Source organism: Pseudomonas sp. S2_B07, from assembly GCF_054668435.1.
Map to the genome: position 1 here is coordinate 1,335,485 of NZ_CP162769.1, position 24,426 is coordinate 1,359,910.

The window sequence follows — 24,426 nt, forward strand, 5'->3', positions numbered from 1 at the left end:
TCGAGCATCATCACTGCCCTCGATAGAAACTCCGTGGGTTACCCTTGCTTGATTCCAGTGATGCTTTTTTTGCGCTATCCCAGCCGTCTCTAAGGGCTCCCTCCGCACCTTCCGCGCTTGTCCGCTTGTAGCCGTTCAGCTCCCTGACCCGTATGGATCGCGTCAAATCCAGCCCATCCAAACCGTCTGTATACTCAGCCAGAACCGCCGAACGGAGGACTCCCATGCGCTACGCCTTCAAGTTGAAAAATGGTGCCATGGCCCTTTTCGACCCCGATACCGCCTTGCTTTCCATCACCACGCCCTATGGCGATGTTCAAAGTTCCACGATAGGCCGGGCTGAATCCCGTCTGCTGGACCTGCTGCTGATGGAACCCGGCCAGACCAAAAGCCGCGATGAGATCATCGACTACACCTGGAATGACCGCGTCGTCGCCTCCGGCAGTTTGAATCAGGCCGTTTTTTCCCTTAGAAACCTGCTTAATGACAGTCGGGATCATGAGATTCTGATGACGGTTCCTCGACGAGGTTATTGTTTCAACCGCCAGTATGTCGTCGATGCACAGACGGATTTGCCGGTGCCTGCAGAGGAAGCCGTGCAACCTTCTGCGCCCGTTACTGAGGAGCTTGCGCCAGCCGATATTCAGCCTGCCCCGCTACGGCCTGGCAAAACCACACAATCGACTTACATGACGAAGGCGCTGTCAGTCGGTTATGTCCTGACCTTGGGCGTCTGCGCATTTGCTGGTTTCCACTCAGGTTTCCACTCTGGTTTCGATACGCGGAATGTAGAGGTTTCAAGCCTCAAACAGAACGACCTGACTATCCATGCAGTCGGCAATAGCGTCGCTGAAGCTGAATCACTGAGGGATCTTTCAGCTAAACAGGTGCAACAGGCTTCGCTGAACTTGAAAGGTCAGGTCTGGCTGAACTTGTTTAAATCAAACTATTCCGTTTCATGCGTTCGCCCGGATGAAAGCACCGTAAACTTGCAATTAAATAGTGATCAAAAAGACCTCGCATTGATGATCCGCCAATGCCTGGAGACGACCCTATGAAAACAATACCGCCCATTGCGCACTGGACAGTGCTGGCAATCATCAACGCCGTTTGCATTTTCTCCCTGGTTTATTCGCCATCCTATTACATGGAAAATATCAGTTATCAAACCATCACCCGTCAATGGCTGGAAGATCTCAATCAGCTCAATACCGAAGAGTATCTGACCATTGGCCACGGTCGACTGACGCAAACCACTCTGGAAAGCCTGAACGGAAAAATTCGTAACGCCACTCTGACGGCGGACATCATTCGCGAAAGCAACCATCACGTTCAGATAAAAATAAACAACGTCAAACTTAGCCAGGACACAGAACTGTTTGCGATTGAAAAAACACCTGATCTTTTTTTCAGACGTCAATATGTTCTGCAAGAAGGCGCCGTTCTAAATTACGAGTTGATCCCTACGAATGATAAAAACACCGTGTGTTTTTATGTGCATGATCTTGGCCGCCTACGCTGCATGAATCACTGAGTTTGCTGAAACCGGGTCAATAATAAAAATAACAATTACTAATTTGTATCAACCGATCTCCCCCTTCAAAGTCCCTCCTCTACCGTTCTCGGAGCCGATCTGCTGTCGCTCAGCACAACAACGGCTCCAGGCTTATCCCGACACATACATTTTTGCGAGCCGTCATACCGATGATGACCAAGATGCTGGCAGTCCTGTCTCTAGCGGCATTGCCCTTTCATTCAGTGGCACACGATGAATACTCCAACGGCAGCACCGAGATTGACTTCTACTCAATAGAATTGAGTCCGAATGAAAAGCTGAAATTGTCGCACCTTCAGATTTACTCAGAGAATGAATCTCATGACGAGGAAGGAACAAACAACACCCCCCGACCTTCTCCGCCACAACACGTCATCAATGACGACCCTGCTCTGATCCTGCTTTGATAATTGTTCTGCGCTTGACTGCCTGACCCTGGGCAATATGAGTTTTTGACTTTAATTAGCATCGCCGGCGCGTGATCATCCACAGACCAAGCCGTGAGCATCATGCGGCTGACACCAGGCTCTGACTGAAAAATCACTAACAAGGAAAGCACGTCAATGCAGCTAAAAAACTTCGCAACCGTTTCGTTTGGTGTATTGCTTTCTCTCAAGGCCATGGCCTATGACAAGGAAGTTTATAATTCCGACATGACGCGTGTTGAAAGCAACAAGAAGTCGCAGGACGATGAGCACTCTCGTTACAAGATTTGCACAGACTATCGAGTCGACGATTTTTTTGCCTTTGATGCCGCCGCGATCGGCCCGGCCAGTGAAACATCGGCCATTTTCGGGTCGAAGCTAGCGCCGTGCAAACTTCAGAGCCTGGTGGATACCCCCCTGAGCGACGCGTACGTTTTTGCCGCGGCGCTGGAGCTTATGCCGGCATCGCCTGGCACCGTCCATTTAGCTGAAGAGCCTTCAATTCCATGAGCATCCCTGATGAAGTCTTTCATGTAACCGCTACTCCTGCGGACAACGCCAATAGAACCATTGGCCGATGGGAGATTAACCTCATCACCTCAGAACATGAGGCGAACATTCGACAGCACAAACTCATGCATAGCCCCCGAGTGCAATGCAGTCGGCTGGAGTTTGATTCGGCGGTCACGATGATCAGCTCTGTGCCTCATGGCTGTGTAAGCTTTGCCATTTCACAGACTTCCGTTGGCCGCCCCATCGTCAATGATCATGAACTGCGCCCCAACGAAATCATCGCGCTGCACAGCGATGAACCCGTGCGTTACACCTGTGAGCCGAATGAAACGCTGTTCACCCTGACCACGACGCTGGAACACTATGCCCAGTGCCTGGAAAATCATCCCGCGATCGACGTCCTGGCCAATCGAAAGGAACAGCGCTTTCAGGTGGCCAACTTCAAATTAATACAGTCTGCCATTCAAGCCATCAGCGCTTACGCAATCGACGTCAAAACCCCTTCTTTAAAACAGCGTGACAGCTCGAAAGCTTCAGGCATTGAAAGTGCATTGCTGACTTCGCTGCTGCGGGCACTCACGCCGGTTGGGCGCTCCGCGCTTAAAACCCCGACCCGAAGAAGGGTGGCGATAGAAGCCATCGAATACATCCACGCCAATGCAAAAAAAGCGCTGTGCATGAAAGCGCTGGTCAAACAACTCAGAACGACGACTCGTACCTTGCATCATGGTTTCGTTGAAACGTTCGGCGTGACGCCGATTGCCTACATTAGAAATGTAAGGCTCGCCAATGTTCGCCGAGACTTGATCCGCAACACTTGGCCAACGGTCACCGAAACGGCCATGTATTGGAACTTCCACCACCTGAGCAGGTTTTCCAAGGCGTATCACGATGCTTATGGGGAAGTGCCTTCGGAAACCGCCCGGCGCCACTCATCCAAACTGCAACTTCGATAAGCGCCAGATCAAAAAATAACAATCATTAATTTTTCTCCGCTCCCCCGAATGGCCAACATTGCTTATTTCTCAGCCGAAGGGACCAGCATGCGCTATCGATTGAATTCATTACCGCTCAAACAAAAGATCTTCTTTTGCCTGGCCGCGTACCTATGTGGCGTCGCGTTAGCCTGGCTGATTGACAGCTTATAACGCACACAAAATATCAATCATTGATTTCTATCAACCTTCGCGATCACTCAAATTCTTGGCGTTCACCTCACCACCGACAACCTGTAGAAGGACTTCACCTCACATGTTATTTCGAAACCTTGGCTTCGTTTCGCTGCTTTCGTTACTGTCTTTTCAGGCATTGGCGGATGACAAGGGTTTGTATCTTGGCGCCGGCGTCAGCAGCATTGAAACCGACAAATCCCAGCTGAGCGATGACGACACCAGCTATAAGGTTTTTGCAGGCTATCGCCTCAACAGTTATCTCGCGTTCGAAGGCGCATTTGTTGATCTCGGCCAATTCGAAGACAAGGATCTTGATTTCGATGGCAAGTCAGTTCAGGCCGCGGCCCATATCGGCTTTCCGATAGGCGATCGCGTGCGAGTGTTCGGTAGTGTCGGTGCTCACGCTTGGGATGCTGACGGTAATGCCAGCGATGACGACACTGGCGTGGACCTGACCTACGGGGCCGGCGTTGAATTTGATGTATTTCGCAACATTGGTATCCGTGCCGAATATGAAGTACTGGAAGTTGGTGAAATCGATCTGAATCAAACAACGGCCTCTGCTTACATTCTCTGGTAATGCGCAGTTGAATTGAGCGGCCCTGTGGGTCGCTCGATTCAAACCCTCGAAACCCTCTTCCCGACCAAGAAGCCGATGATCGACTACGACCTTTTAAGTGACGCCGAGCGAGCGGCAATCAACGCCGCCATTCAGGCCCCGGGATTGCCACTTCAAACAGCCTTGATCGTCGACGATGACGACGCCACACGCGAGTTGCTGGCCGAAATCCTTCAAGTCAATGGCGTCGCGTGTGTGACGGCTGACAGTGTCGCCGAGGCTTTGTGTTTGTTGGAAATCGACAGTTCGATCGGGCTGGTGATTACTGACTTGCATATGTATCCGCTGGGTGGCTTGGCGTTGATTCGCGAGATCCGCAAGTCCGAGTGGGCGGATCTGCCCGTTGTGATCGTTTCCGGAGATGCAGAGGTTCGAGATGCCATTGAGGCCATGCATTTGAATGTGGTCGACTTTCTGTTGAAGCCGATTGATGCGTACGAGTTGATTAACCTGGTTCAGTTCGAACTGGGTTTCAAGGGAACGGGCTCACATCGAGTCACTCCTCATCTCCCCTGCTACGCTGATGACTCAACGGAGGTCTGGGAACACCGCGACAAAGACGAGACCGCCTGATGGTCGAACACCCGTAGATCAACCTCAACAGATGACTCTATGAAAGACACCATTCGTTACGCCGAATACTTGCATAAGATCGGAGCAGGTCGCCGCGAAATTCCCATGCGTGAACTGGTCTGCGCACCGGTTCGCGATGCCGATGGCCACTGGCAGGCCGCCCCTTACAAAGCAGTGAAATTACGTGGCGGCGAGATCGCCGCCATCCTCAAGCCTTATCTCAATGTCCGTTTTATGGAGCAGCTTAGCGCCGTGGTGCCGCTGGCCCTGTACCTGGTGCTGTTTCAGATCATCATCCTGCGCCAGTTGGTTGAGGACTCGGTGCTTGTCACGGCAGGCCTGTTCGCCGTCATCGTCGGACTGATGCTGTTCATGGAAGGCCTGAAACTTGGCCTGATGCCTTTCGGCGAAATCATCGGCAGCAACCTTCCGCGCAAGTTATCGCTGCCAGTGGTGTTGCTGGTGACCCTGCTGCTGGGCATCGGGGTGACGTTCGCCGAGCCCGCTATCGGTGCGCTGCGCGCCGCCGGGCAGAACGTTTCGGCAGAGCGCGCGCCCTACCTCTGGGCGATCCTCAATCAATGGACCAGCGCACTGGTTCTGGTGGTGGGGGCCAGTGTCGGTCTGGCAGCTGTCATCGGCACGCTGCGCTTCCTCTACGGCTGGAGCCTGAAGCCGCTGATCTATTTATCACTGGCGCCCGTTCTGCTGCTGACGGTGTACATGAGCAGTGATCCTGAGCTGGCAAAGATTATCGGCCTGGCCTGGGATGCCGGCGCGGTCACCACCGGGCCGGTCACTGTCCCGCTGGTGCTGGCGTTGGGCATCGGCATCGCAGCGGCTGCCGGCAAGGGCGGTTCCGGGCTGTCCGGATTCGGTATTGTCACCCTCGCCTCATTGTTTCCCGTGATCGGCGTCATGCTGCTGGGCCTGTACGTCGCGGCCATCTCTTCGCCGGCAGACATCATCGCCGCGGCGCAGGCGGCGGCCAGCGCCGGACAACTGGCGGCTGACTGGCACACCGTCAGCCCCGGACTGGAGATCGTTTCCGGGCTGCGGGCCATCGTGCCGCTGGTGATATTCCTGCTGATCGTCCTGAAACTGCTGCTGCGCCAAAGCCTGCCACGGCGCGGCGAGATCTTCCTCGGCATCGCCCTGACTGTGGTGGGCATGTGCCTGTTTAATCTCGGTCTGACCTATGGCCTGTCCAAGCTGGGAGGCAGTGCGGGCTCGCTGATTCCAGCGGCCTTCATGCAGACGCCGGGTTCGGACGACTCCCCGCTCTACCGGTATGAGGTGGGGTTGGTACTGGCCCTGGTTTTCGCCTGGGTGCTCGGGTATGGGGCGACCGTCGCCGAACCCGCGCTGAATGCGCTCGGCGTCACCGCCGAGACACTGACCAACGGTTTTATCCGCAAGCGCGGCCTTATCCGTGCTGTATCGATAGGTGTCGCCTGCGGCATTGCCGTGGGTGTGGCCAAGTTGGTGTTCGGCCTGCCACTGGTCTGGCTGGTGGTGCCGCCCTACCTGTTCGCGGTGGTACTGACGATTTTTTCGACCGAAGAATTTGTCAACGTGGCCTGGGATAGCGCAGGTGTCACCACGGGGCCGATCACCGTTCCGCTCGTTCTGGCCATGGGCCTGGGACTGGGCAATGCGACCAACGCCGTCGAGGGTTTCGGCATTCTTTGCATGGCCTCCGTCGGCCCGGTCATCAGCGTCATGCTCCTCGGACAGTGGGCGCGTTTCCAATTGTGGAGACAGACAAAGGCCGCCGCGGAACAACCTGCGAAGCAATTAATGGGCACGGGAGAAGCAGGATGAAAGCTGAAGGAATTACCTACCTCACTGACGTTGCACTGATCACCTGCATTGTCCCCGTCGGGCGCGCAGATCTGGTGATCCGTGCGGCCCAGGGCATGGGCGCGCCAGGTGCCATCGTCTACCACGCCAACGGGATCGGCCCCCGTGAGCGACTCGGCCTGCTCAGCATCGCCATCGATGCGGAGAAGGAAGTGGTGAGCCTGCTGGTCGCCGCCGACTACCAGGATGCGGTACTGGAGGCGATCTATCACGCGGCCAATTTGAATGTTCCCGGAGCTGGAATGATCTATGCGACCCCCGTGGAAAAAGTGGCGACCTACATCCCCCGCGAGATGCTGAAACAGGAGAGTGCCTCGTGAGTCTGGTGGTCGCAGGCGTACCGGGTGGGGCTGCAAAACTCATTACCTGCGTGTTGCCCGACGATGGCACTGAGCGCACGCTGCTGCAGCTATTGCGAGAGACACATGGCATTACCCGCGCGGACAGCGTCAATTGCCGAGGCGTGGCCATACTGCAGGCCGCCAAAGCACCCCGCGACGAAGTGCCAGAGGCGGTGCTCACCCGGGTAGTCAATGTGGTGGTGGAAGTAGCCCAGGCTGAAGAGGTGTTCGACTTCATATGCGTAAACGCCAGGCTGACCGAGCCTGGCAGAGGGTTGATGTACATGACGGCGTTAAATTTCGCTACGGCAGTGGCGATGCCTGAGGGAGTAGCGGAAGAGCAAGGAGCGATACCCATTCGCTCGGAGCGCCAATAACCCCCCCAATCGATCAACGATCGGGGTATTGGGAAGCGAGAGCCAGAACAGGCTCCCGCTGTTCGCAGTCCATTTCAGCGCTTGAGTTTGCGCTTGTTGCGGTATTGGTCGATGACCACTGCGACCACGATGATCAAGCCCTTGATGATGTCCTGGATGTAAGCATCGACGCCGACGAACGTGAACCCGCTGGCCATCACGCCAAGAATCAGTGCGCCGATGACCGTGCCGGTGATGCGTCCAACCCCGCCCGCCAGGCTGGTCCCGCCGATGACCGCTGCGGCAATCGCGTCCAGCTCATAGGACATGCCCATCCCGGCCTGCCCAGTGGCAGCACGGGCCGAAGCCACCACGCCCGCCAGTCCTGCCAGCAACCCGGCAATGCTGTAGACAATGACCAGATGGCGCTTGACGTTAATACCGGACGTCCGCGCCGCCTGCATGTTGCCACCGATGGCATAGGTGTATTTACCGTACTTGGTGTAGCGCAGTGCGATGTGGAAGATCACCGCCACTACCAGAAAAATGATCACCGGCATCGCGCCATGACCAATGGCCGTGTAGGAATCCGATAGCATGCTCACCGGCTGGCCTTCGGTGTAGTAACGCGCCAGGCCACGGGCAGAGACCATCATGCCCAAGGTGGCAATGAACGGTGGAATCCCGGTGATCGCAATGATGCTGCCGTTGATGGCCCCCGCCAGCAGTCCGACACCGAGCCCGACAATCACGGGGATCCACACCGGCAAGTCAGTCAGCGACGGGAATACCGCCCGAGTAAAATCAGAGGTCTGCGCCAGGCTGGCCGCGATCATCGCCGACAAGGCCAGCACCGAACCAGACGACAGGTCGATACCGGTGGTGATGATGACCTGAGTCACGCCAATCGCCAGCAGACCGATGATCGACACTTGCAGGATCATCAATACCAGCCGCTGGGAGTTCATCAGAAAGCTCTGGTCGCGCACGATCCAGCCGAAAATCTCGAACACCAGGCCGATGCCAATCAGCACCAGGAAGATGCTCAGCTCGGTCGGAAAGCGCCGGCGACTCTTGACCTGTGCGGTTGCCGGTTTGTTTTCCAGTATCGCGTTCATAACCACTCACCCTTCAAATGAAATCAGTGTGGCGAGGGAACTTGCTCCCGTTCGAGTGCGCAGCGCTCGCCAGTTCTACGGTCAATCCGAGACATTGGGGCCGCTTGGCACCCCGGCGGGAGCAAGCCCCCTCGTCACAGAAACCGTGCTCACCCTTGATTTAATGACACGGGGACATTCCCGAGGCCAGTTGCAGCACTCGTTCCTGAGTCGCTTCGCTGCGGTCGAGGGTGCCCATCAGGTCGCCCTCGTGCATGACCATTACCCGGTCGCTCATGCCGAGCACTTCCGGCAGCTCCGAGGAAATCATGATGACGGCCATGCCTTCGCTGGCGAGGTAGGAGATAAGGCGGTAAATCTCGGCCTTGGCGCCGACATCGATACCGCGGGTCGGCTCGTCGAGAATCAGGATGCGTGGGTTGGTCATCAGCCAGCGCGCCAACAAGGCTTTCTGTTGATTACCGCCCGACAAGGTATCGATGCACTGCTCCAGTGAGGGGGTTTTTACCCGCAGCTTCTTGCACATGTCTTCACACAAGACCCGCAAGGCTTTTTGCTGGATGAAGCCGTGGCCGACGTAGTGCGGCAGCACCGCCATTTCCATGTTCTCCAATACCGAGAGGCATGGGAAAAGGCCGCTGAGCTTGCGATCCTCGGTCAACAAGGCGAAGCCCTTCTCGATCGCCATGTGCGGATCGCTGATGCGCACCACCTCGCCATCGAGACGCATCTCGCCACTGTCGCTTGGGGTAATCCCGAAAAGCGCTTCGGCAACGTTGGTCCGGCCGGAGCCCATCAACCCGGCAATGCCAAGGATTTCCCCGGCATGCAGGTCGAAAGAGACACCTTTGAAGATGCCATCCAGCGTGAGGTCGCGCACTGACAGCAGCAGATCGCCAATCGGCTTTTCACGCACTGGAAACAACTGGCTCAACTCACGACCGACCATCATCGAAATCAGGCTATCGCTGTCCATGCTGTCGGCCCGCTGCAGGCCTATGTAGGCGCCGTCGCGGAACACCGCCACTTCATCGGCGATAGCGAATACTTCGTTCATTTTGTGGGTGATGTAGATGATGCCTTTGCCTTGGCTTTTGAGGTCGGCAATGATCGAAAAGAGGTGGGCGACTTCCTTGTCGGTGATGGCCGAAGTTGGTTCGTCCATGATCAGGACGTCGGAGTCGTAGGACACCGCTTTGGCAATTTCGACCATCTGCCGCTCGGCGATGCTCAGGTTGCCCACCTGCTCTTCCGGATCAAGGTTGATCCGCAGGCGTTCCAACAGTTTCGCCGTACAGCGGTGCATTTCCCGGTGGTCGACCATGTGGAAACCGTTGAGTTGTTCACGGCCGATCCAGATGTTCTCGGCGATGCTCATGTGCGGCATCAGGTTGAGTTCCTGATGGATCATCGCGATCCCGGCCTGGAGCGCAGCCAGTGGCGTTTCAAAAACCACCGGCTTGCCCTTCAGGCGCAGTTCACCGGCATCCGGCTGGTAGATGCCGGCAATGATTTTCATCAGGGTGGATTTGCCGGCGCCGTTTTCGCCCATCAGGGCCAAGACAGAACCGGGGCGTACCCGAAGCTGCACATCGGACAAGGCCACCACACCGGGAAACCCCTTGCTGACGTTGATGATCTCCAGCAGGTACGGCTCATCGACAGGTGTTGCAGTTGGCTGGATACCCACCAACGGGGGGTTCGAAGCAGTCGCTGAAGCGAACATGATCAGGTACTCCATCAGCAAGGTCGCGGTCGCAACCTTGCGTATTTATTGTTGTTATTGAACGGACGGGCTATTTGAACGTGTCGACGTTTTGCGGGGTGATCAAGCGGTACGGCACCCAAACGGCCTGTTCAACCGGCTCGTTTTTGGCCATTTTCACGGCGGTGTCGATGGAGCCGTCGGCCTGACCCTTGGCGTCCTGGAACACCGACACCGTCATGTTGCCTTTCTTGATCGCGTTCAAGCCGTCCGGCGTACCGTCGACACCTGCGATCAGGACGCTGCCTTTGTCGACGCCAGCCTGTTGAAGTGCCATCGCGGCACCGATCGCCATTTCGTCGTTGTTGGCGATGACCGCGTCAAACTTGCGGCCCTGGGTCAGCCAGTCGTTCACCAGGGTCATGCCCTTGTCTCGCAACCAGGTACCGGTCTGCTCTTGCTCGATCTTGATGTTCGGGTATTTGGCCAGTACGTCTTTGACGCCCTTGGTGCGGTTAGTGGTGGAGTTGTTCGCGAGGTCGCCCAGCAGAATCACGATGTCACCCTTGCCGCCCATCTTGTCAGCCAGGTACTGCATCTGCATTTCCCCGGCCTCCAGGTCGTTGGAGGCGACAGTCACGACGCCTTTGGGCAGCTTCAGATCATCGGGGCGGCGGTTGACGTAGACCAGCGGGATGCCGGCCTTGACGGCGGCTTCGGTGATTTTCCGGGTGGCGGCGGTATCCACCGGGTTGACCACGATGGCATCAACCTTCTGGCTGATGAAACTTTCTACCTGACTCAGTTGCTTCACCACGTCGCTGCGAGCATCTTCGAATTGCAACTGCACGCCCTCGGGATAGGACTTGGCTTTTTTGTCCATGGATTCGCGCAGGTAGGTCAGCCAGGTGTCATCGAACTGGGACATGCTGACGCCGATTTTCATATCGGCGAGCGCCGCGCCGCTGGCGAACATCAGGGACAAGGCAAGAGAGGCAAAGCGGATCTTGGTCTTCATGAAAAGTCTTTCTCCACATTCTTGTTGGTTTTATGGATGAGGCGTGACGATTTCAGTAAGCAGGCAAGCGCAAAGGGTTGAAACGGGTCGCGAGGCAGGTCGCTGAAAATGACTTTATTGGAAAATAATTTCCATATCAACTCATTTTAGAATTTTATTCTGATTTTGTTCCATGACGCTTGAACGGGCTCAACTCCACCACTTGATGCCGCTCGAAACTCAGTCGCGCAGCGTCTAGCACGCGGGTGGTCGCCAGTGCGTCATAGGCGTCCACAGGCAGCGGGCCACCGCTTTGCAGCGCGGCTTGCAGCTGTAAATAGAACTGATTCCAGCAACCGCGCTCGGACGGAACCCGTTCGCGCCGTTCGCCCTGTTCAAACCAGCCCCAGCGGCGATGCTCTTCAACCCCCCAACGTTCACCTTCGGACTTTGGCGAGAGCCCGGCGAGTGCCAATGCTTCTTGCCCGTCCAGGCCATCAACGCTGTAACAGCCTTGGGTGCCGGTCACCCGAAAGCGCGGGCCGGGAGTGCTTTGCAGGCAACTGCCGCCCAAGTGTGAGGTCACGCCACTGGCATGGGTCAGGGACACAAAGAAGCCGTTATCGAAAACCTGGCCTTTTTCCAGGTACTCCAGTTCGGCGTAGACCTTTGTTACCGGGCCGAACAACAGCAACGCCTGATCCACCAGGTGGCTACCCAGATCGCGCAGGAAGCCGCCGCCACTGCCGTTGTTCACCGCCTGTGGTGAGTAACGTTCGATCCGCGATTCAAAACGGGTGACCTGGCCCAACGCACCGGATTCGATGAGTTTGCGCACGGTCAGGAAGTCCGAGTCCCAGCGACGGTTCTGGTAGACGCTGAGCTGCACGCCCTGGCGCTCGGCCATGGTGATCAGGGTTTGCGCTTGCTGCGCGTCAGCGGCAAACGGTTTGTCGCTGACCACCGCCACACCGTGTTCGATGCCGTCGAGTACCAGCGCCGGACGCCCCTTGAGCGGAGTGGACACCACCAGCACATCGATCCCGGCCTCCACCAGTTGGCCGATGCTGTCGAACGCTGGCACCCCAGGGTGCTCGGCCGCCAGCAACTGTCGGCGCTCAGGCGAACGGGTGACCACCCCCACAAACGTCGCCGTCGGCAAACTGCTGATCAGCGGAGCATGGAAAAACCGGCCGCCATGGCCGTAACCGACAAGTCCGATACGCATGGAATATTCTCCTTATAGAACGCGGACCCTGTGGGAGCGAGCTTGCTCCTACAGGGAGGCCGGTTAGCCGTAGAAGTGCGGGCGATCAGGGAGAGCCACGTTGACGATCGCCCCGCTGTTCTGCGCCTCGATGCACGCATCTGCAGCGACTGCGGCTGCAAAGCCGTCCCACGCTGACGGCCCACCCACCTGCCCGGCGCGTACACCATCGATGAACGCCTGCAACTCCACGTCATACGCGGCGATAAACCGATCCTTCCAGTCCATCAGAATCGCGTTGGACAGCTTCGCCCCGCTGCGCAATTGAACCTGCGAAGGCTCCGGCAATTTGGCGATGCCGGTCTCCCCCACCACTTCGCACTGGATGTCGTAGCCGTATTGGCAGTTAACGAACACTTCCACGTCGATGCGCGTGCCCTTGGCGGTTTCCAGCAATACGATCTGCGGGTCTTTCAGGTGCGCGAGGGCTTTGCTGGTCTTGCGCGGGAATACGACCTGCACCGAGACGTAGTCGTCATCGAGCAACCAGCGCAACACATCCAGCTCATGGATCAGCGTGTCGGTGATTGCCATGTCGGTCTTGTAGTTTTCACCCACGGTCGGGTTGCGGTGCGCGCAGTGCAACATCAATGGCTCACCAATCTGACCGCTGTCGATCACGGCTTTGAGTGCCCGATAGCCTTCGTCATAGGGACGCATGAAACCGACCTGAACCAGGCGCTTGCCGTGAGCCACTTCAGCCTCGACGATTTTGCGGCAGCCTGCAGCGGTGACCGCCAGCGGCTTCTCGCAAAACACCGGTTTACCCGCCGCGATCGCCGCCAGCACAAACTCTTCGTGGCTCGGTCCCCAGGAGGTGACGAGGATCGCTTCGACCTCAGGCGCCTTGATCAGCGCGTGGCCGTCGGGATAGACCTCGGCAGTCAGCTTCAAGTCGGACACCACATTGGCGGCCTGTTGCAAGTTGATGTCGGTGACGGCAACGACCTGGCTGTTAAGCAAGGTTTGACTGCAACGACGGATATGGTCTTGGCCGATGGCCCCGGTGCCGATGACTCCAAGCTTCAAAGACATGAAAAGACTCCTAGATGTGTTGTTGTGCGTTTCAGGGCAATCAGTACTGACGGGCCTTGGCCAGTCGTTCGTTCAGGGTCTTGGCCGCGGCATTGGTGCGGGCGCTGGTGGAGACTTGCGCCACGCCGACCCGCCACCACGACAGGTAGCCGTGAATCATGGTTTTGGGCAGGACCTTGATGTCGATCAGCGTCGACACGGTCTGCAAGCGCGCATCGGCCAATGCGGCTTGCAGCGCTTCGACCGTGTTCACCTTGTAGGTCTTGCAGCCATAAGCCGCCGCGCTCATGGCGAAATCCACCGGCACGAAACCGCCGTCGAGCTTGCCGGTTTCCGGGTTGCGAAACCGGAACTCGGTGCCGAAGCTGTCCATGCCGTTGCCCATCTGCAGGTTGTTGATGCAACCGAAGGTCATGTTGTCGAGCAGCACCACGTTGATCTTGCGGCGCTCCTGGATCGAGGTCGCCAGTTCAGAATGCAGCATCATGTAAGAGCCATCGCCAACCAGCGCGTAGACCTCTCGTTCAGGCTCGGCGAGCTTCACACCCAAGGCGGCGTTGACCTCGTAACCCATGCAGGAATAACCGTACTCGACGTGATAGGTGTTCACCCCCTTGCTGCGCCAGCTGCGCTGCAAGTCCCCGGGCAAGCTGCCGGCCGCGGCGACGATCACCGCGTCGTCGGCCAGGGTTTTGTTAAGCACGCCGAGCACGCGGCTCTGGGTCAGGCAGGAACCGGTCAGCTCGATGAATTCACGCAATACGGCCGGGTCCATGTGGTCGTTGATTTCCGGGACGAAATCTTTCGCCTGGTATTCGACCTGATAGATCCGGTCGACTTCTTCGTCCAGTTGCACCTTGGCCAGATGCGGTTGGTCGCCCCACGCGGAGCGGTAATCGCCCAAGGCTTCAGCCAGGGCTTGCAAACCGACTTTGGCGTCCGCCAGCAGTTGCGCGCCGTCGAGCTTCAGGGCATCGCAGGGGCTGATATTCAGGTTGAGAAATTGCACGTCCGGGTGTTGGAACAGGGATTTCGACGCGGTGGTGAAATCGCTGTAGCGGGTGCCGATACCGATAATCAGATCCGCGTCCCTGGCCAACAGATTCGCCGCCAGGCAGCCGGTTTCACCGATCCCGCCGACGTTCAGCGGGTGGCTGGACACCACCGCACTTTTGCCGGCCTGGGTTTCGGCGAAAGGAATATCGAAGCGCTCGGCAAACGCCTGCAAGGCCGCATTGGCGCCGGAGTAACGAACCCCACCGCCGCAAATGATCAGCGGCTTGCGCTTGCCTTTGAACAGTGCCAGCGCATCACCGAGCATCGCTTCAGTCGCCGGACGACGCTCGATGCGGTGCACGCGCTTTTGCAGGAAGTAATCAGGATAGTCGTAGGCCTCGGCCTGCACATCTTGTGGCAAGGCCAGGGTCACCGCGCCGGTTTCAGCGGGATCGGTGAGCACGCGCATGGCGTGGATCGCCGCCGTCATGAGTTGTTCGGGACGGTTGATGCGGTCCCAGTATTTGCTCACGGCCTTGAACGCGTCGTTGGTGCTGATGCTCAGGTCGTGGAACTGCTCGATCTGTTGCAGCACCGGGTCCGGTTGGCGGCAGGCGTAAACGTCGCCGGGCAACAGCAGCAAGGGAATGCGGTTGGCGGTCGCCGTCGCAGCGGCCGTCAGCATGTTCGCCGCCCCCGGGCCTACCGATGACGAGCAGGCGTAGATCTTGCGCCGCAGGTGCTGCTTGGCAAAGCCGATCGCCGCGTGGGCCATGCCCTGCTCGTTGCGGCCCTGATGGACGATCAAGTCGCCACTGTCCTGCTCCAGGGCCTGTCCCAGGCCCAGCACGTTGCCGTGACCGAAAATGGTAAAGATCCCGGCGACGAATTTGCTTTGAACCCCATCGACCTCGATGTACTGGTTATCGAGGAATTTCACCAGGGCCTGGGCCATGGTCAGTCGTGTCGTAGTCATAACCGATCCTTCAATAAACGAAGAAACCCTGTGGGAGCGAGCCTGCTCGCGAAGGCCGCGGCACAGTCAATATCGATGTCGCCTGACACAGCGCTTTCGCGAGCAGGCTCGCTCCCACATTTGATCCGCGTTGGCCTCAGGCCAGGGTTTTTTGCAGGTGATCCATGCTCGCCCCAATCGCCTGCTGGATATCCGCCAGGCCATGGACGCTGTCGGCAAACGGTTCGAACGACAGGTAGCCGCTATAACCGCTGCTGAGCAAAGCGTCGATTTGCGCCGCGTTGCCAAGAATGTCGCCCTCGCCCACCAGCACCCGATGACCGTCTCGAATGGTCGCCAACGGGGCCTCGGCATCCTCGACGCCGGAGATGTGCACCAGCCCGGTCAGCTCGGGGAAGCATTCATGTTCGCCAGCCAAGTGGTGATGAAAGGTGTCATGCACCAGACGGAACACATCCAGCCCGCCGATGGCCTTGATCGCGTCCACCGCTGTGCGCTTGCGGCGCAGCGAGCACTCTTCGAACCCCAGCGGCTCGATGAAACCGACAATGCCGTGTTCACGCAGGATCGGCGCCAGTTCAGTCAACGCCGTGCGCAGCCCTGAAGCGCGTGCGGCCTCGGTACGCGGATCGGCACGGTCGTTTAGCGGACACATGACCAACCCTTGCGCGCCGCAATCACGGGCATAAGCCGCCAGTTTCAGGGCCTGCGCACGGCGCTCGTCATTCCACACATCAAATGGATACAACGCGTTGATCGACAGCACGGTAACGCCTTTGGCCGCGCACAATTCACGGACGCGCTCGGGTGCCGTGCCGTCCTCGATCTCGACCCCTTTAAGGTCGTTGCGAATTTCGATGGCGTCGGCCTTGAGGGCCACCGCCAACTCGATGAATGCCGGCAGGGACAAGCGTGGGGCGACCATACGGTTCAGGGCGAAACGCAGGGGTTTGCTCATTGTTGTTATTCTCCGCACAGGTGTATCAATTGGCCGTCGGCATGCTGAATTCAGGGCCCTTGGCGATGCTGTCAGGCCAGCGCTGCATCACACTTTTGTAGCGGCTGTAGAAGCGGATGCCCTCTTCGCCGTAAGCGTGGTGATCGCCGAACAGCGAGCGTTTCCAGCCGCCGAACGAGTGCCAGGCCATTGGCACCGGAATCGGTACATTGATGCCAACCATGCCGACCTTGATGGTGCGGGCGAAGGCACGGGCGATGCCGCCATCGCGGGTGAAACAGGACACGCCGTTGCCGAACTCGTGGGCGTTGATCAACGCGACGGCGCTGGCGAAATCCGGCACCCGTACGATGCCCAGCACCGGTCCGAAAATTTCCTGCTGGTAGATGCTCATCTCGGTCGTGACGTTGTCGAACAGCGTCGCGCCGACGAAGAAGCCGTTCTCGGCGCCTGGCACCTTAAAGTGGCGACCGTCGACGATCAGCTGTGCGCCCTGGGCTACGCCTTCGTCGATGAAACCTTCGACTTTGGCCTTGTGCTCGGCCGTCACCAACGGCCCCATGTCACTGTCACCCTTCAGACCGTTGCCGACTTTGAGCTGATCAATGCGCGGCAGCAGTTTGGCAATCAGTGAGTCGCCGACATCGCCCACTGCCACGGCAATCGAAATCGCCATGCAGCGCTCGCCGGCCGAGCCGTAAGCCGCGCCGATCAGGGCATCCGCTGCTTGATCCAGATCGGCATCGGGCATGACGATCATGTGATTCTTCGCCCCGCCCAGTGCCTGCACACGCTTGCCACGCGAGGTGGCTTGCTGGTGGATGTATTCGGCAATCGGTGTCGAACCGACAAAGGAAATGGCCTCGATGTCCGGGTGCTGCAGCAGGGCGTCGACCGCGGTTTTATCGCCCTGGACCACGTTGAACACTCCATCGGGCAAACCGGCTTCGCTCAACAGGCGGGCCATCAGCACACTGGCGGACGGATCGCGCTCGGACGGCTTGAGGATGAAGCAGTTGCCGGTGATCAGCGCCAGCGGGATCATCCACAGCGGCACCATCACCGGGAAGTTGAATGGCGTGACGCCGGCGCACACACCCAGCGGCTGACGCAGGTTCCAGTTGTCGATGCCGCCGCCGATGTTGTCGCTGAACTCGGTTTTCAGCAGGTTCGGCGCACCGCAGGCGTACTCGACGATTTCGATGCCCCGGGTGACTTCGCCCTTGGCGTCCGAAAACACCTTGCCGTGTTCGCGGCTGATGATTTCTGCCAGCTCATCGTGATGTTGGTCGAGCAATTCCTTGAATTTGAACATCACCCGAGAACGGCGCAAGGACGACTGTTCGGACCAGGCCGGAAAGGCTTTCAGGGCCGAGGCGACGGCTTCGTCTACGGTCTTCTGGCTGGCCAGCCCGACGCGCGCCTGGACGCTGCCGGTGGCCGGGTTAAAGACGTTGCTGAACCGTTCGCTGCTGCTGTCCAGCACTTGACCGTGGATGTAATGGCCGATGATCGGGGCATTGCTCATTGATCGTGTTCTCCGTGCAGAAGTTGGAATTCAGGCTGTCTGGTTCAGAGATCCAGCAGCCAGCTGTGCTGCGGATCGTTATGGAACTGCCAGACACGTTTCGGTCCGGCCATCACGTTCAGGTAATACGACTCATAGCCGTACGGAACGCTGACCGGGTGGTACCCCTTCGGCACAACCACCAGGTCGCTGTTTTCCACGGCCATGGCTTGATCGATGCTGCGATCATCGGTGTACACCCGCTGAAATACGAAGCCCTGGGGCGGGTTGATCTGGTGGTAATAGGTTTCTTCGAGAAAACTCTGGTGCGGCAAATCGTCGGTGTCGTGCTTGTGCGGCGGGTAGCTTGAGGAGTGACCCGACGGCGTACGCACTTCCACCACCAACAGCGAATGAGCCGGTTCGGTGTCCGGCAGAATGTCGCAGACGTAACGGGTGTTGGCGTCTTTGCCGCGCACGCTGCGCTTCATGGTGTCAGGCTTGATCAGCCGTGGGCCGAGGCCGTTGCTCACTGAACCGGGCGCGGCGCACACGGCGATTTGCACGTCGCTGAGCGCGACCACTTGCGCCTGACTGCCCGGTGGCAAGTACGCGGCGAAGGGGGATTTGTCTTCGAACACCGACTGACGATCACCGATGTTGTCCCAGTCGAATGCGCCCTGCCCCGGCGCTTCACCCTTGATGCTGAGCCGGCCGCTGAGCAGCACCAGGCACAGCTCTTTATCACCGGCCGACACCGGCAGGGTTTCGCCCAGGCTCAAGCGGTAAGCGGCGAAGCCGACGTATTGCAGCTCACCTTTGCCCAGCTCGACCATGGTCCGGCCACGGGCATTGCTTTTGACCAGCAGGCTCATAGTGCAATCCTCTCGTCGAGCAGTGCGTGCAGGGTGTCGTAGCCTTTTTTGGCGTAGGCATAACTCGGCGCCACCGCTGGATCCTGCTCGGCTTCGACCACCAGCCAACCGTGGTAATCGACAGCCAGCAGTACGTCGAGCAAAGCGCCAAAATCGATATCGCCATCGCCGGGCACGGTGAACGTGCCGTTGATGATGCAGTCCGGGAAGCTCCACAGGTTGTTGCGCGCCAACTGCACCACTGGCTTGCGCACGTCCTTGAAATGCACGTGGCAGATGCGTTTGATGTGTTTGCGCAGCACCTGCAAGGGTTCGCCACCGCCCATGTAGCAATGCCCCGAATCGAACAGCAGACCGACTTCACTGCCGGTCAGCGCCATCAGTTTGTCGATGTCGGTCGGGGATTCGACGTAGGCGCCCATGTGGTGGTGATAGGCCAGGCGCACGCCTTGGGACAGGGTGAAACGTGCCAGTTCGGTGAGCTTGTCGGCGTATTCCTGCCAGGCGCGCTCGGTGTGGAACTGCGGGCGTTCGACCAACGGGATATGCTGGCCTTGAATGGAGTCAGCGACTTCGCCGTATACCAGCACCTTGGCGCCGTTCTTCGCCAACAACTCGACATGGCTGCCGATGGCGTCGATTTCTTCGGCCACCGAGCGACGGGCCAGACGACTGGAATACCAGCCGGACACCAGCGCCAGGTCATACGGCCGCAGCACGTCACCGACGCCTTTGGCATCCTTGGGGAACTTGCCGTTGAGTTCGAAACCTTCGTAGCCGATTTCCTTGCCTTCGCTCAACGCGGTGCTCAGCGGCGTCTCGCCACCGAGGGACGGCAGGTCGTCGTTGCTCCAGGAGATCGGGTTGATGCCAATTCGAATAGCGGGCATGGCTGCACCTTTTATTGTTTTTTCTAACCAGTAAGAGCGACACAAAACCCTGTGCGAGCGCGCTTGCTCGCGTTGCTCTTGGTGCCTTTGAAGGCCCCATCGCGAGCAAGCTCGCTCCCACAGGTTCAGTGTTCGTACATTGAAAATGTTCAGCTTCGGGCTGTGCGCCAGGCATCGATCAGCTCTACAAACGTGTCCTGCACTTGACGGATCAGCGTTTCATCGTCGATTTCACCGGCCATCCACGCGCGGCTCGGCTCCTGGAAAATCGTTCGGCCGACGGCGAAACCACGGCAAGTCTGGCTCTTGCTGGCCTGTTGAAACCCTTCGGCCAATGCTGCGGCCGGCGCATTCAAGCCCAGCAACACCACGCCTCGGCAATACGGATCACGCGCCTGAATCAGCTCGTCGAGTTGCTGCCACTGTTCGGCGCTCTGCGCTTCGATCTTCCACCAGGCCGGGTAAATGCCCAGGTTGTAAAGGCGTTTGAGGGCGCGATACAACACATGCGGATGGGTCGACGGATGATCATTGGGCGGGATGATTTCCAGCAGCAGTTCATGACCGCTGACCTGGGAGGCCTGATACAAACCCTTGATCTGTGCTTCCTGCTCCAGTCGCAGCAACGGCTCGTCGTCAGGGTGGAATTGCACCAGGCACTTGATGATTTGTTCCTGCGGCCAGGCGATCAGGTTGCTGCCGATGGAACGACCATGCTCGAAAGCCAATGGCCGCGAGCCTTGTACTTCAACCGGGCGAGCGACCCACCAGCCGCGACCGGTGGCGGCGTTGAGCGAGTCCTGGCCAAAGCGTTGATCAGCCAACAGCCCGACATCGGCTTCGATGCCTTGCTTGCGCAAATCGGTTTCGACGCGCTCCACGGCCTTGATAAACAGTTGCTTGAGTTCACCGATGGCGCTCAGCTCGCGCCCGCCCTTGTGCGCTAGTTCCACCAGTTGCCTACGATGATCGAAGGCGAAAATGAACAACTGCTTCCACTGTCTGCGCGGCACGCTGACATGATGCAGACGTTGCAACACTTCATCCTGATCAGGCCGGGTTATCGGCACCGGACTGTTAAACAGATAGTCGAGTTCGGCGCGGGTCGGCATGGCCGGGGCGCAAGCGTGGCGGGAGACCACCAGACCACCACAGGCATTGGCCAACTGGCAGCAGCGCTCATCGCTGGCATCTTCCAGCCAACCGGCAAGGAAGCCCGACATGAAGGCATCGCCAGCGCCCAACACATTGAGCACCTCCACTCGCACACCCGGATAAATGGCGCCGTCTTCGAGACGTTCCGGGATTACCCCGTGAATCACCGTGCAACCTTGCGGGCCGAGCTTGACCACCAGGGTCGCAGCGCTCAGCCGCCGGACATTACGTAATGCCGTGAGCAAATCCTCGGAGCCGCCAGCAATCAGAAACTCTTCTTCAGTGCCGACGATCAGGTCAAAACGCGGGAGAATTTTCTGTACGTGCTGACTAACGTTCTGGTCGGCGACGAAACGGGTTTCGCCGTCAGCTTTGCCCGCCAAGCCCCAAAGCACCGGGCGATAGTCGATGTCCAGCACCCGTTTGACGTTGTGCTTTTCGGCGTAATCCAGCGCCTGGATGCTCGCCTTGTACACGCCGTCTGTGGAGAAATGGGTGCCGGTGATCAGCAGCGCTTTGCTGGATGCGATGAAGGCTTCGCAGATGTCTTCGGCCCGCAGTGCCATGTCGGCGCAGTTTTCGCGGTAGAAGACCAAGGGAAACGTTTCGCGATCCTTGAGCCCCAGAAGGACCATGGCAGTCAGGCGCTCCGGGTCGACCTTGATGCCGCTGACGTCGCAACCTTCGCGGGCCAGCGATTCCACCAAAAAGCGGCCCATGTGATCGTCACCCACCCGGCTCAGCATCGCCGATTTCATACCCAGGCGCGCCGTGCCAAAAGCGATGTTGGCGGACGATCCACCGAGGTACTTGGCGAAGCTGCTCACATCCTCCAACCGCGCCCCGATTTGCTGCGAATAAAGGTCGACGCCAAGGCGCCCCAGACAAATCAGATCCAACCGACGTCCACTGGCAAAACGAGTCTGGCCCATGCTGGCTCCTGTTATTTTTATCAGCCTGTGTTCGAGGCGATGGCCGCGCCGAACACTCTTGGTGGATGCAGACTAGAACGTACGGGACCGAAATATCAATAATTATTCTATATATTTTTTACATGGAATATTTTTTCCAATAAACTTTGATACGAGCGTTCCAGAGGCAGTGCATCGATTCAGCAAGCTTCACATGGCCGCAAGCTCATGATTTTGTTCGGGCCTACCCTGTAGACTGCGCACAGCCAACCTATTGTCAGGGGACGAGGTGAACCATCGTCCCTATAAGAACAAGCCTGAAGGATTCCCTATGTCCCGCACCGATCAGCCGGCATCGACCGAGAGCACGCCCGAGGGCGATTTCGCCAGCCCCCCGATCAATGCCGAGCGTCTGCTGCAGCTGATCACCAATGAATACGACAGCCTGCCGCGCCAGCTCAAACGCATCGCCAGTTACATGAGCCAGCAAAGCGACCGGATCATGGTCGACCGCATCAGCGACATCGCCCGCGAATGCGAAGTGCACCCGTCGGCCATCGTGCGGTTTTCCCAGCGTTTCGGCTTCAGCGGCTTCAGTGAAATGCAAGCGTTGTTCCGTGAGGCGTATACCCACAAAACCACGCCGGTGCAGAACTACCAGCAGCGCATTCGCAGCATGATCGCCAACAAATCGCAGAAAGCCAGCGGCGGCGACCTGGCGCGCGAGTGCATCGATGCGACCCTGTCGGGCATCGAACGACTGGGGCTGGAACTTGATGATCAGGCCTTCGACAAGGCCGTGGACATGGTGGTGAATGCCGACAACATCTACGTGGTCGGCGTGCGCCGTTCGTTCGCGGTAGCCGATTACCTGGTCTACAACCTGCAACACACCAACAAGCGCATCCACCTGGTCTCGGGACTCGGCGGCAGCTACCGCGAGCAAATGCGCAGCGTGCGCGCCAATGACCTGGTGATCGCCATCAGCTTCACGCCATACGGCAAGGAGACGCAGCACTGCCTGCGCATCGCCCAGCATCAACAGGCGAAAACCCTGATCATCACCGACAGCAATCTCTCTCCCCTGGCCAAGCGTGCCAACACTCTTCTGCTCGTCAACGAAGGCAGTTCGTTTGCGTTCCGTTCATTGAGTGCGACTCTGTGCCTGTGCCAGGCGCTGTTTATCGCCGTGGCCTATCGACTGGAGTTGAAGGTCGACGATATTCACGAGCAGGTCGGGTTCGACGACTGACCGAGACGTTGACGTTTGGCTCCGCGCGCAGCGGCTGTCGAGGCAGAACCGAACCCACTGCGCCCAATCACTGGCTGCGATCCAGCAGCCTGATGTAAATATTATTTTCATAAATTGATAAAAAGGAATAAATATTCTATTAATTGGATCTCTGAAAACAAGAATCCAAAGGATCTGTCATGCGCGAACTCGGAATCGGACTTATCGGCACGGGATTCATGGGTCGTGCCCATGCCTTGGCGTTTCGTAACGTCAGTGCGGCATTCGAACTGCCCTTCACGCTTCACCTCGCCGCCCTGGCCGACGCCGACCCCGTTCGTGCGCAAGCATGCGCCACCGCCTGGGGCTTTGAGCACGCCTATGACGACTGGCAGCAATTGGTCGATGATCCCAAGGTCAACCTGATCGCCATCACCACACCCAACCACCTGCACTACCCGATGGCGATGTCCGCTATTCGCGCCGGCAAGGCGGTGTACTGCGAAAAGCCGCTGGCGGTGAACCTTGAACAAGCCAATGCCATGCACCTGGCAGCCAAGAATGCAGGCGTCGTCACGCGTGTCGGCTACAACTACCAGCACAACCCGATCATCGGCCTGGCAAGGGAACTGATACTGAACGGCAGTCTCGGCGAGATCATCAGCTTTCAAGGCGAATTCAGCGAAGACTTCATGGCCGATCCAGCATCCCCTTGGTCGTGGCGCTGTGAGGCCGAACATGCCGGCGGGGCCCTGGCCGATCTGGGTAGCCACTTGCTCGCCATGGCGCGCCATCTGCTCGGCACTGTCGAAGCAGTGTGCGCCGATTCCCAGACCGTGCATCGTCAGCGCCCGGCCACGGCCGGTAGCCTGGAACCGCGTAACATTGCTGTCGATGATCAGACTCATGCCTTGCTGCGCTTTTCCAGCGGTGCGCGCGGTACCTTCAGCAGCAGTTGGCTCAAGCACGGTTACAAAAATCATCTGAGCTTCGAGATCAGTGGTACACAAGGCACCCTTGCGTTCGATCAGGAACGTTTGAATGAGTTACGCCTGTGCCGCGCCGGGCAAGACGGATTCCAGCGTTTATTGGCCGGGCCGAACCTGCCCGGTTACGCAGCGTTCAGTCCGGCGCCGGGGCATCAGCTGGGCTACAACGAGTTGAAGACGCTGGAAGTGCATGAGCTGATCATGGCCTTGGCCGGGCACGGACAAGCCGGCACTGATTTCGAGCAAGCCTTTGAAGTGGAGCGACTGGCGACGGCGATTCGACTGGCGGCACGGGAACGGCGCTGGGTCAGTATCAGCGAGCTGTGATCGCTGAAAAGGCTGCGCTAAATGGCGGTAGCTTTTCTATCAGTACGGGACACTGAAAATAAAAAAGGGCCG

21 protein-coding genes and 1 pseudogene are annotated in these 24,426 nt (G+C 58.2%); 11 read left to right on the top strand and 11 right to left on the bottom strand.

Going from position 1 to position 24,426, the window contains the following annotated elements:
• The first annotated feature begins 224 nt into the window (after positions 1-224).
• The 9 genes and pseudogenes from AB4N43_RS06155 to AB4N43_RS06195 all read left to right on the top strand — a co-directional run bounded on the left by AB4N43_RS06155 (position 225) and on the right by AB4N43_RS06195 (position 7,438).
• On the top strand, positions 225-1,058 hold the full coding sequence (locus AB4N43_RS06155; protein ID WP_027921457.1) for a transcriptional regulator: 834 nt from the start codon (positions 225-227) through the stop codon (positions 1,056-1,058).
• Positions 1,055-1,534, top strand: coding sequence for a hypothetical protein (locus AB4N43_RS06160; RefSeq protein WP_027921458.1), 480 nt, complete (start codon positions 1,055-1,057; stop codon positions 1,532-1,534). Before AB4N43_RS06155 ends, AB4N43_RS06160 begins: the two co-directional genes overlap by 4 nt.
• Before the next feature lie 584 nt (positions 1,535-2,118).
• The gene (locus AB4N43_RS06165; protein ID WP_050590121.1) at positions 2,119-2,490 is read left to right on the top strand and encodes a hypothetical protein; all 372 of its coding nucleotides are present in this window, start codon (positions 2,119-2,121) and stop codon (positions 2,488-2,490) included.
• Positions 2,487-3,449, top strand: a complete 963-nt coding sequence (locus tag AB4N43_RS06170) for a helix-turn-helix domain-containing protein (RefSeq protein WP_027921459.1) — start codon at positions 2,487-2,489, stop codon at positions 3,447-3,449. Before AB4N43_RS06165 ends, AB4N43_RS06170 begins: the two co-directional genes overlap by 4 nt.
• Before the next feature lie 295 nt (positions 3,450-3,744).
• The gene (locus AB4N43_RS06175) at positions 3,745-4,245 is read left to right on the top strand and encodes an outer membrane beta-barrel protein (protein WP_027921460.1); all 501 of its coding nucleotides are present in this window, start codon (positions 3,745-3,747) and stop codon (positions 4,243-4,245) included.
• A gap of 75 nt (positions 4,246-4,320) precedes the next feature.
• Positions 4,321-4,755, top strand: a pseudogene (locus AB4N43_RS06180) (response regulator); the annotation flags it as partial.
• A 141-nt stretch (positions 4,756-4,896) separates the two neighbouring features.
• Positions 4,897-6,681 carry a DUF1538 domain-containing protein gene (locus tag AB4N43_RS06185; RefSeq protein ID WP_460153532.1) on the top strand — a complete coding sequence of 595 codons (1,785 nt, stop codon included), beginning with the start codon at positions 4,897-4,899 and terminating at the stop codon, positions 6,679-6,681.
• On the top strand, positions 6,678-7,040 hold the full coding sequence (locus tag AB4N43_RS06190) for a P-II family nitrogen regulator (RefSeq protein ID WP_460153533.1): 363 nt from the start codon (positions 6,678-6,680) through the stop codon (positions 7,038-7,040). The genes AB4N43_RS06185 and AB4N43_RS06190 overlap by 4 nt, the downstream gene beginning before the upstream one ends.
• Positions 7,037-7,438, top strand: coding sequence for a hypothetical protein (locus AB4N43_RS06195; RefSeq protein WP_059181166.1), 402 nt, complete (start codon positions 7,037-7,039; stop codon positions 7,436-7,438). Before AB4N43_RS06190 ends, AB4N43_RS06195 begins: the two co-directional genes overlap by 4 nt.
• A 74-nt stretch (positions 7,439-7,512) precedes the next feature.
• Here the strand turns inward: AB4N43_RS06195 and AB4N43_RS06200 are convergent, their stop codons facing one another.
• The 11 genes from AB4N43_RS06200 to AB4N43_RS06250 all read right to left on the bottom strand — a co-directional run bounded on the left by AB4N43_RS06200 (position 7,513) and on the right by AB4N43_RS06250 (position 21,828).
• Positions 7,513-8,535, bottom strand: coding sequence for an ABC transporter permease (locus AB4N43_RS06200; protein WP_027921463.1), 1,023 nt, complete (start codon positions 8,533-8,535; stop codon positions 7,513-7,515).
• A gap of 160 nt (positions 8,536-8,695) precedes the next feature.
• Positions 8,696-10,261: a sugar ABC transporter ATP-binding protein gene (locus tag AB4N43_RS06205; protein WP_460153536.1), complete on the bottom strand. Its 1,566-nt coding sequence runs from the start codon at positions 10,259-10,261 to the stop codon at positions 8,696-8,698.
• Between the two features lie 70 nt (positions 10,262-10,331).
• On the bottom strand, positions 10,332-11,258 hold the full coding sequence (locus tag AB4N43_RS06210) for a sugar ABC transporter substrate-binding protein (protein ID WP_027921465.1): 927 nt from the start codon (positions 11,256-11,258) through the stop codon (positions 10,332-10,334).
• A gap of 154 nt (positions 11,259-11,412) precedes the next feature.
• Positions 11,413-12,465, bottom strand: coding sequence for a Gfo/Idh/MocA family protein (locus AB4N43_RS06215; protein ID WP_460153538.1), 1,053 nt, complete (start codon positions 12,463-12,465; stop codon positions 11,413-11,415).
• Positions 12,466-12,528: 63 nt separating this feature from the next.
• Complete coding sequence (locus AB4N43_RS06220) at positions 12,529-13,539, bottom strand: bifunctional inositol 2-dehydrogenase/D-chiro-inositol 1-dehydrogenase (RefSeq protein WP_027921467.1); 1,011 nt, start codon at positions 13,537-13,539, stop codon at positions 12,529-12,531.
• A 40-nt stretch (positions 13,540-13,579) separates the two neighbouring features.
• Entirely contained in the window at positions 13,580-15,511 is a 1,932-nt protein-coding gene (gene iolD, locus AB4N43_RS06225; protein ID WP_410921869.1) for a 3D-(3,5/4)-trihydroxycyclohexane-1,2-dione acylhydrolase (decyclizing), read from the bottom strand.
• A gap of 136 nt (positions 15,512-15,647) precedes the next feature.
• Positions 15,648-16,469: a TIM barrel protein gene (locus AB4N43_RS06230; RefSeq protein WP_027921469.1), complete on the bottom strand. Its 822-nt coding sequence runs from the start codon at positions 16,467-16,469 to the stop codon at positions 15,648-15,650.
• Between the two features lie 25 nt (positions 16,470-16,494).
• On the bottom strand, positions 16,495-17,997 hold the full coding sequence (locus AB4N43_RS06235) for a CoA-acylating methylmalonate-semialdehyde dehydrogenase (RefSeq protein ID WP_460153541.1): 1,503 nt from the start codon (positions 17,995-17,997) through the stop codon (positions 16,495-16,497).
• Between the two features lie 44 nt (positions 17,998-18,041).
• Entirely contained in the window at positions 18,042-18,851 is an 810-nt protein-coding gene (iolB, locus tag AB4N43_RS06240; RefSeq protein WP_410921868.1) for a 5-deoxy-glucuronate isomerase, read from the bottom strand.
• Entirely contained in the window at positions 18,848-19,741 is an 894-nt protein-coding gene (iolE, locus tag AB4N43_RS06245) for a myo-inosose-2 dehydratase (protein ID WP_460153543.1), read from the bottom strand. Before iolE ends, iolB begins: the two co-directional genes overlap by 4 nt.
• A gap of 149 nt (positions 19,742-19,890) precedes the next feature.
• Entirely contained in the window at positions 19,891-21,828 is a 1,938-nt protein-coding gene (locus AB4N43_RS06250; protein ID WP_460153545.1) for a bifunctional 5-dehydro-2-deoxygluconokinase/5-dehydro-2-deoxyphosphogluconate aldolase, read from the bottom strand.
• A gap of 310 nt (positions 21,829-22,138) precedes the next feature.
• Here AB4N43_RS06250 and AB4N43_RS06255 point away from each other — a divergent pair, with 310 nt between their 5' ends.
• Positions 22,139-23,059: a MurR/RpiR family transcriptional regulator gene (locus AB4N43_RS06255; protein WP_027921474.1), complete on the top strand. Its 921-nt coding sequence runs from the start codon at positions 22,139-22,141 to the stop codon at positions 23,057-23,059.
• Positions 23,060-23,238: 179 nt separating this feature from the next.
• The gene (locus tag AB4N43_RS06260; protein WP_460153547.1) at positions 23,239-24,354 is read left to right on the top strand and encodes a Gfo/Idh/MocA family protein; all 1,116 of its coding nucleotides are present in this window, start codon (positions 23,239-23,241) and stop codon (positions 24,352-24,354) included.
• The last annotated feature ends 72 nt before the right edge of the window (positions 24,355-24,426 follow it).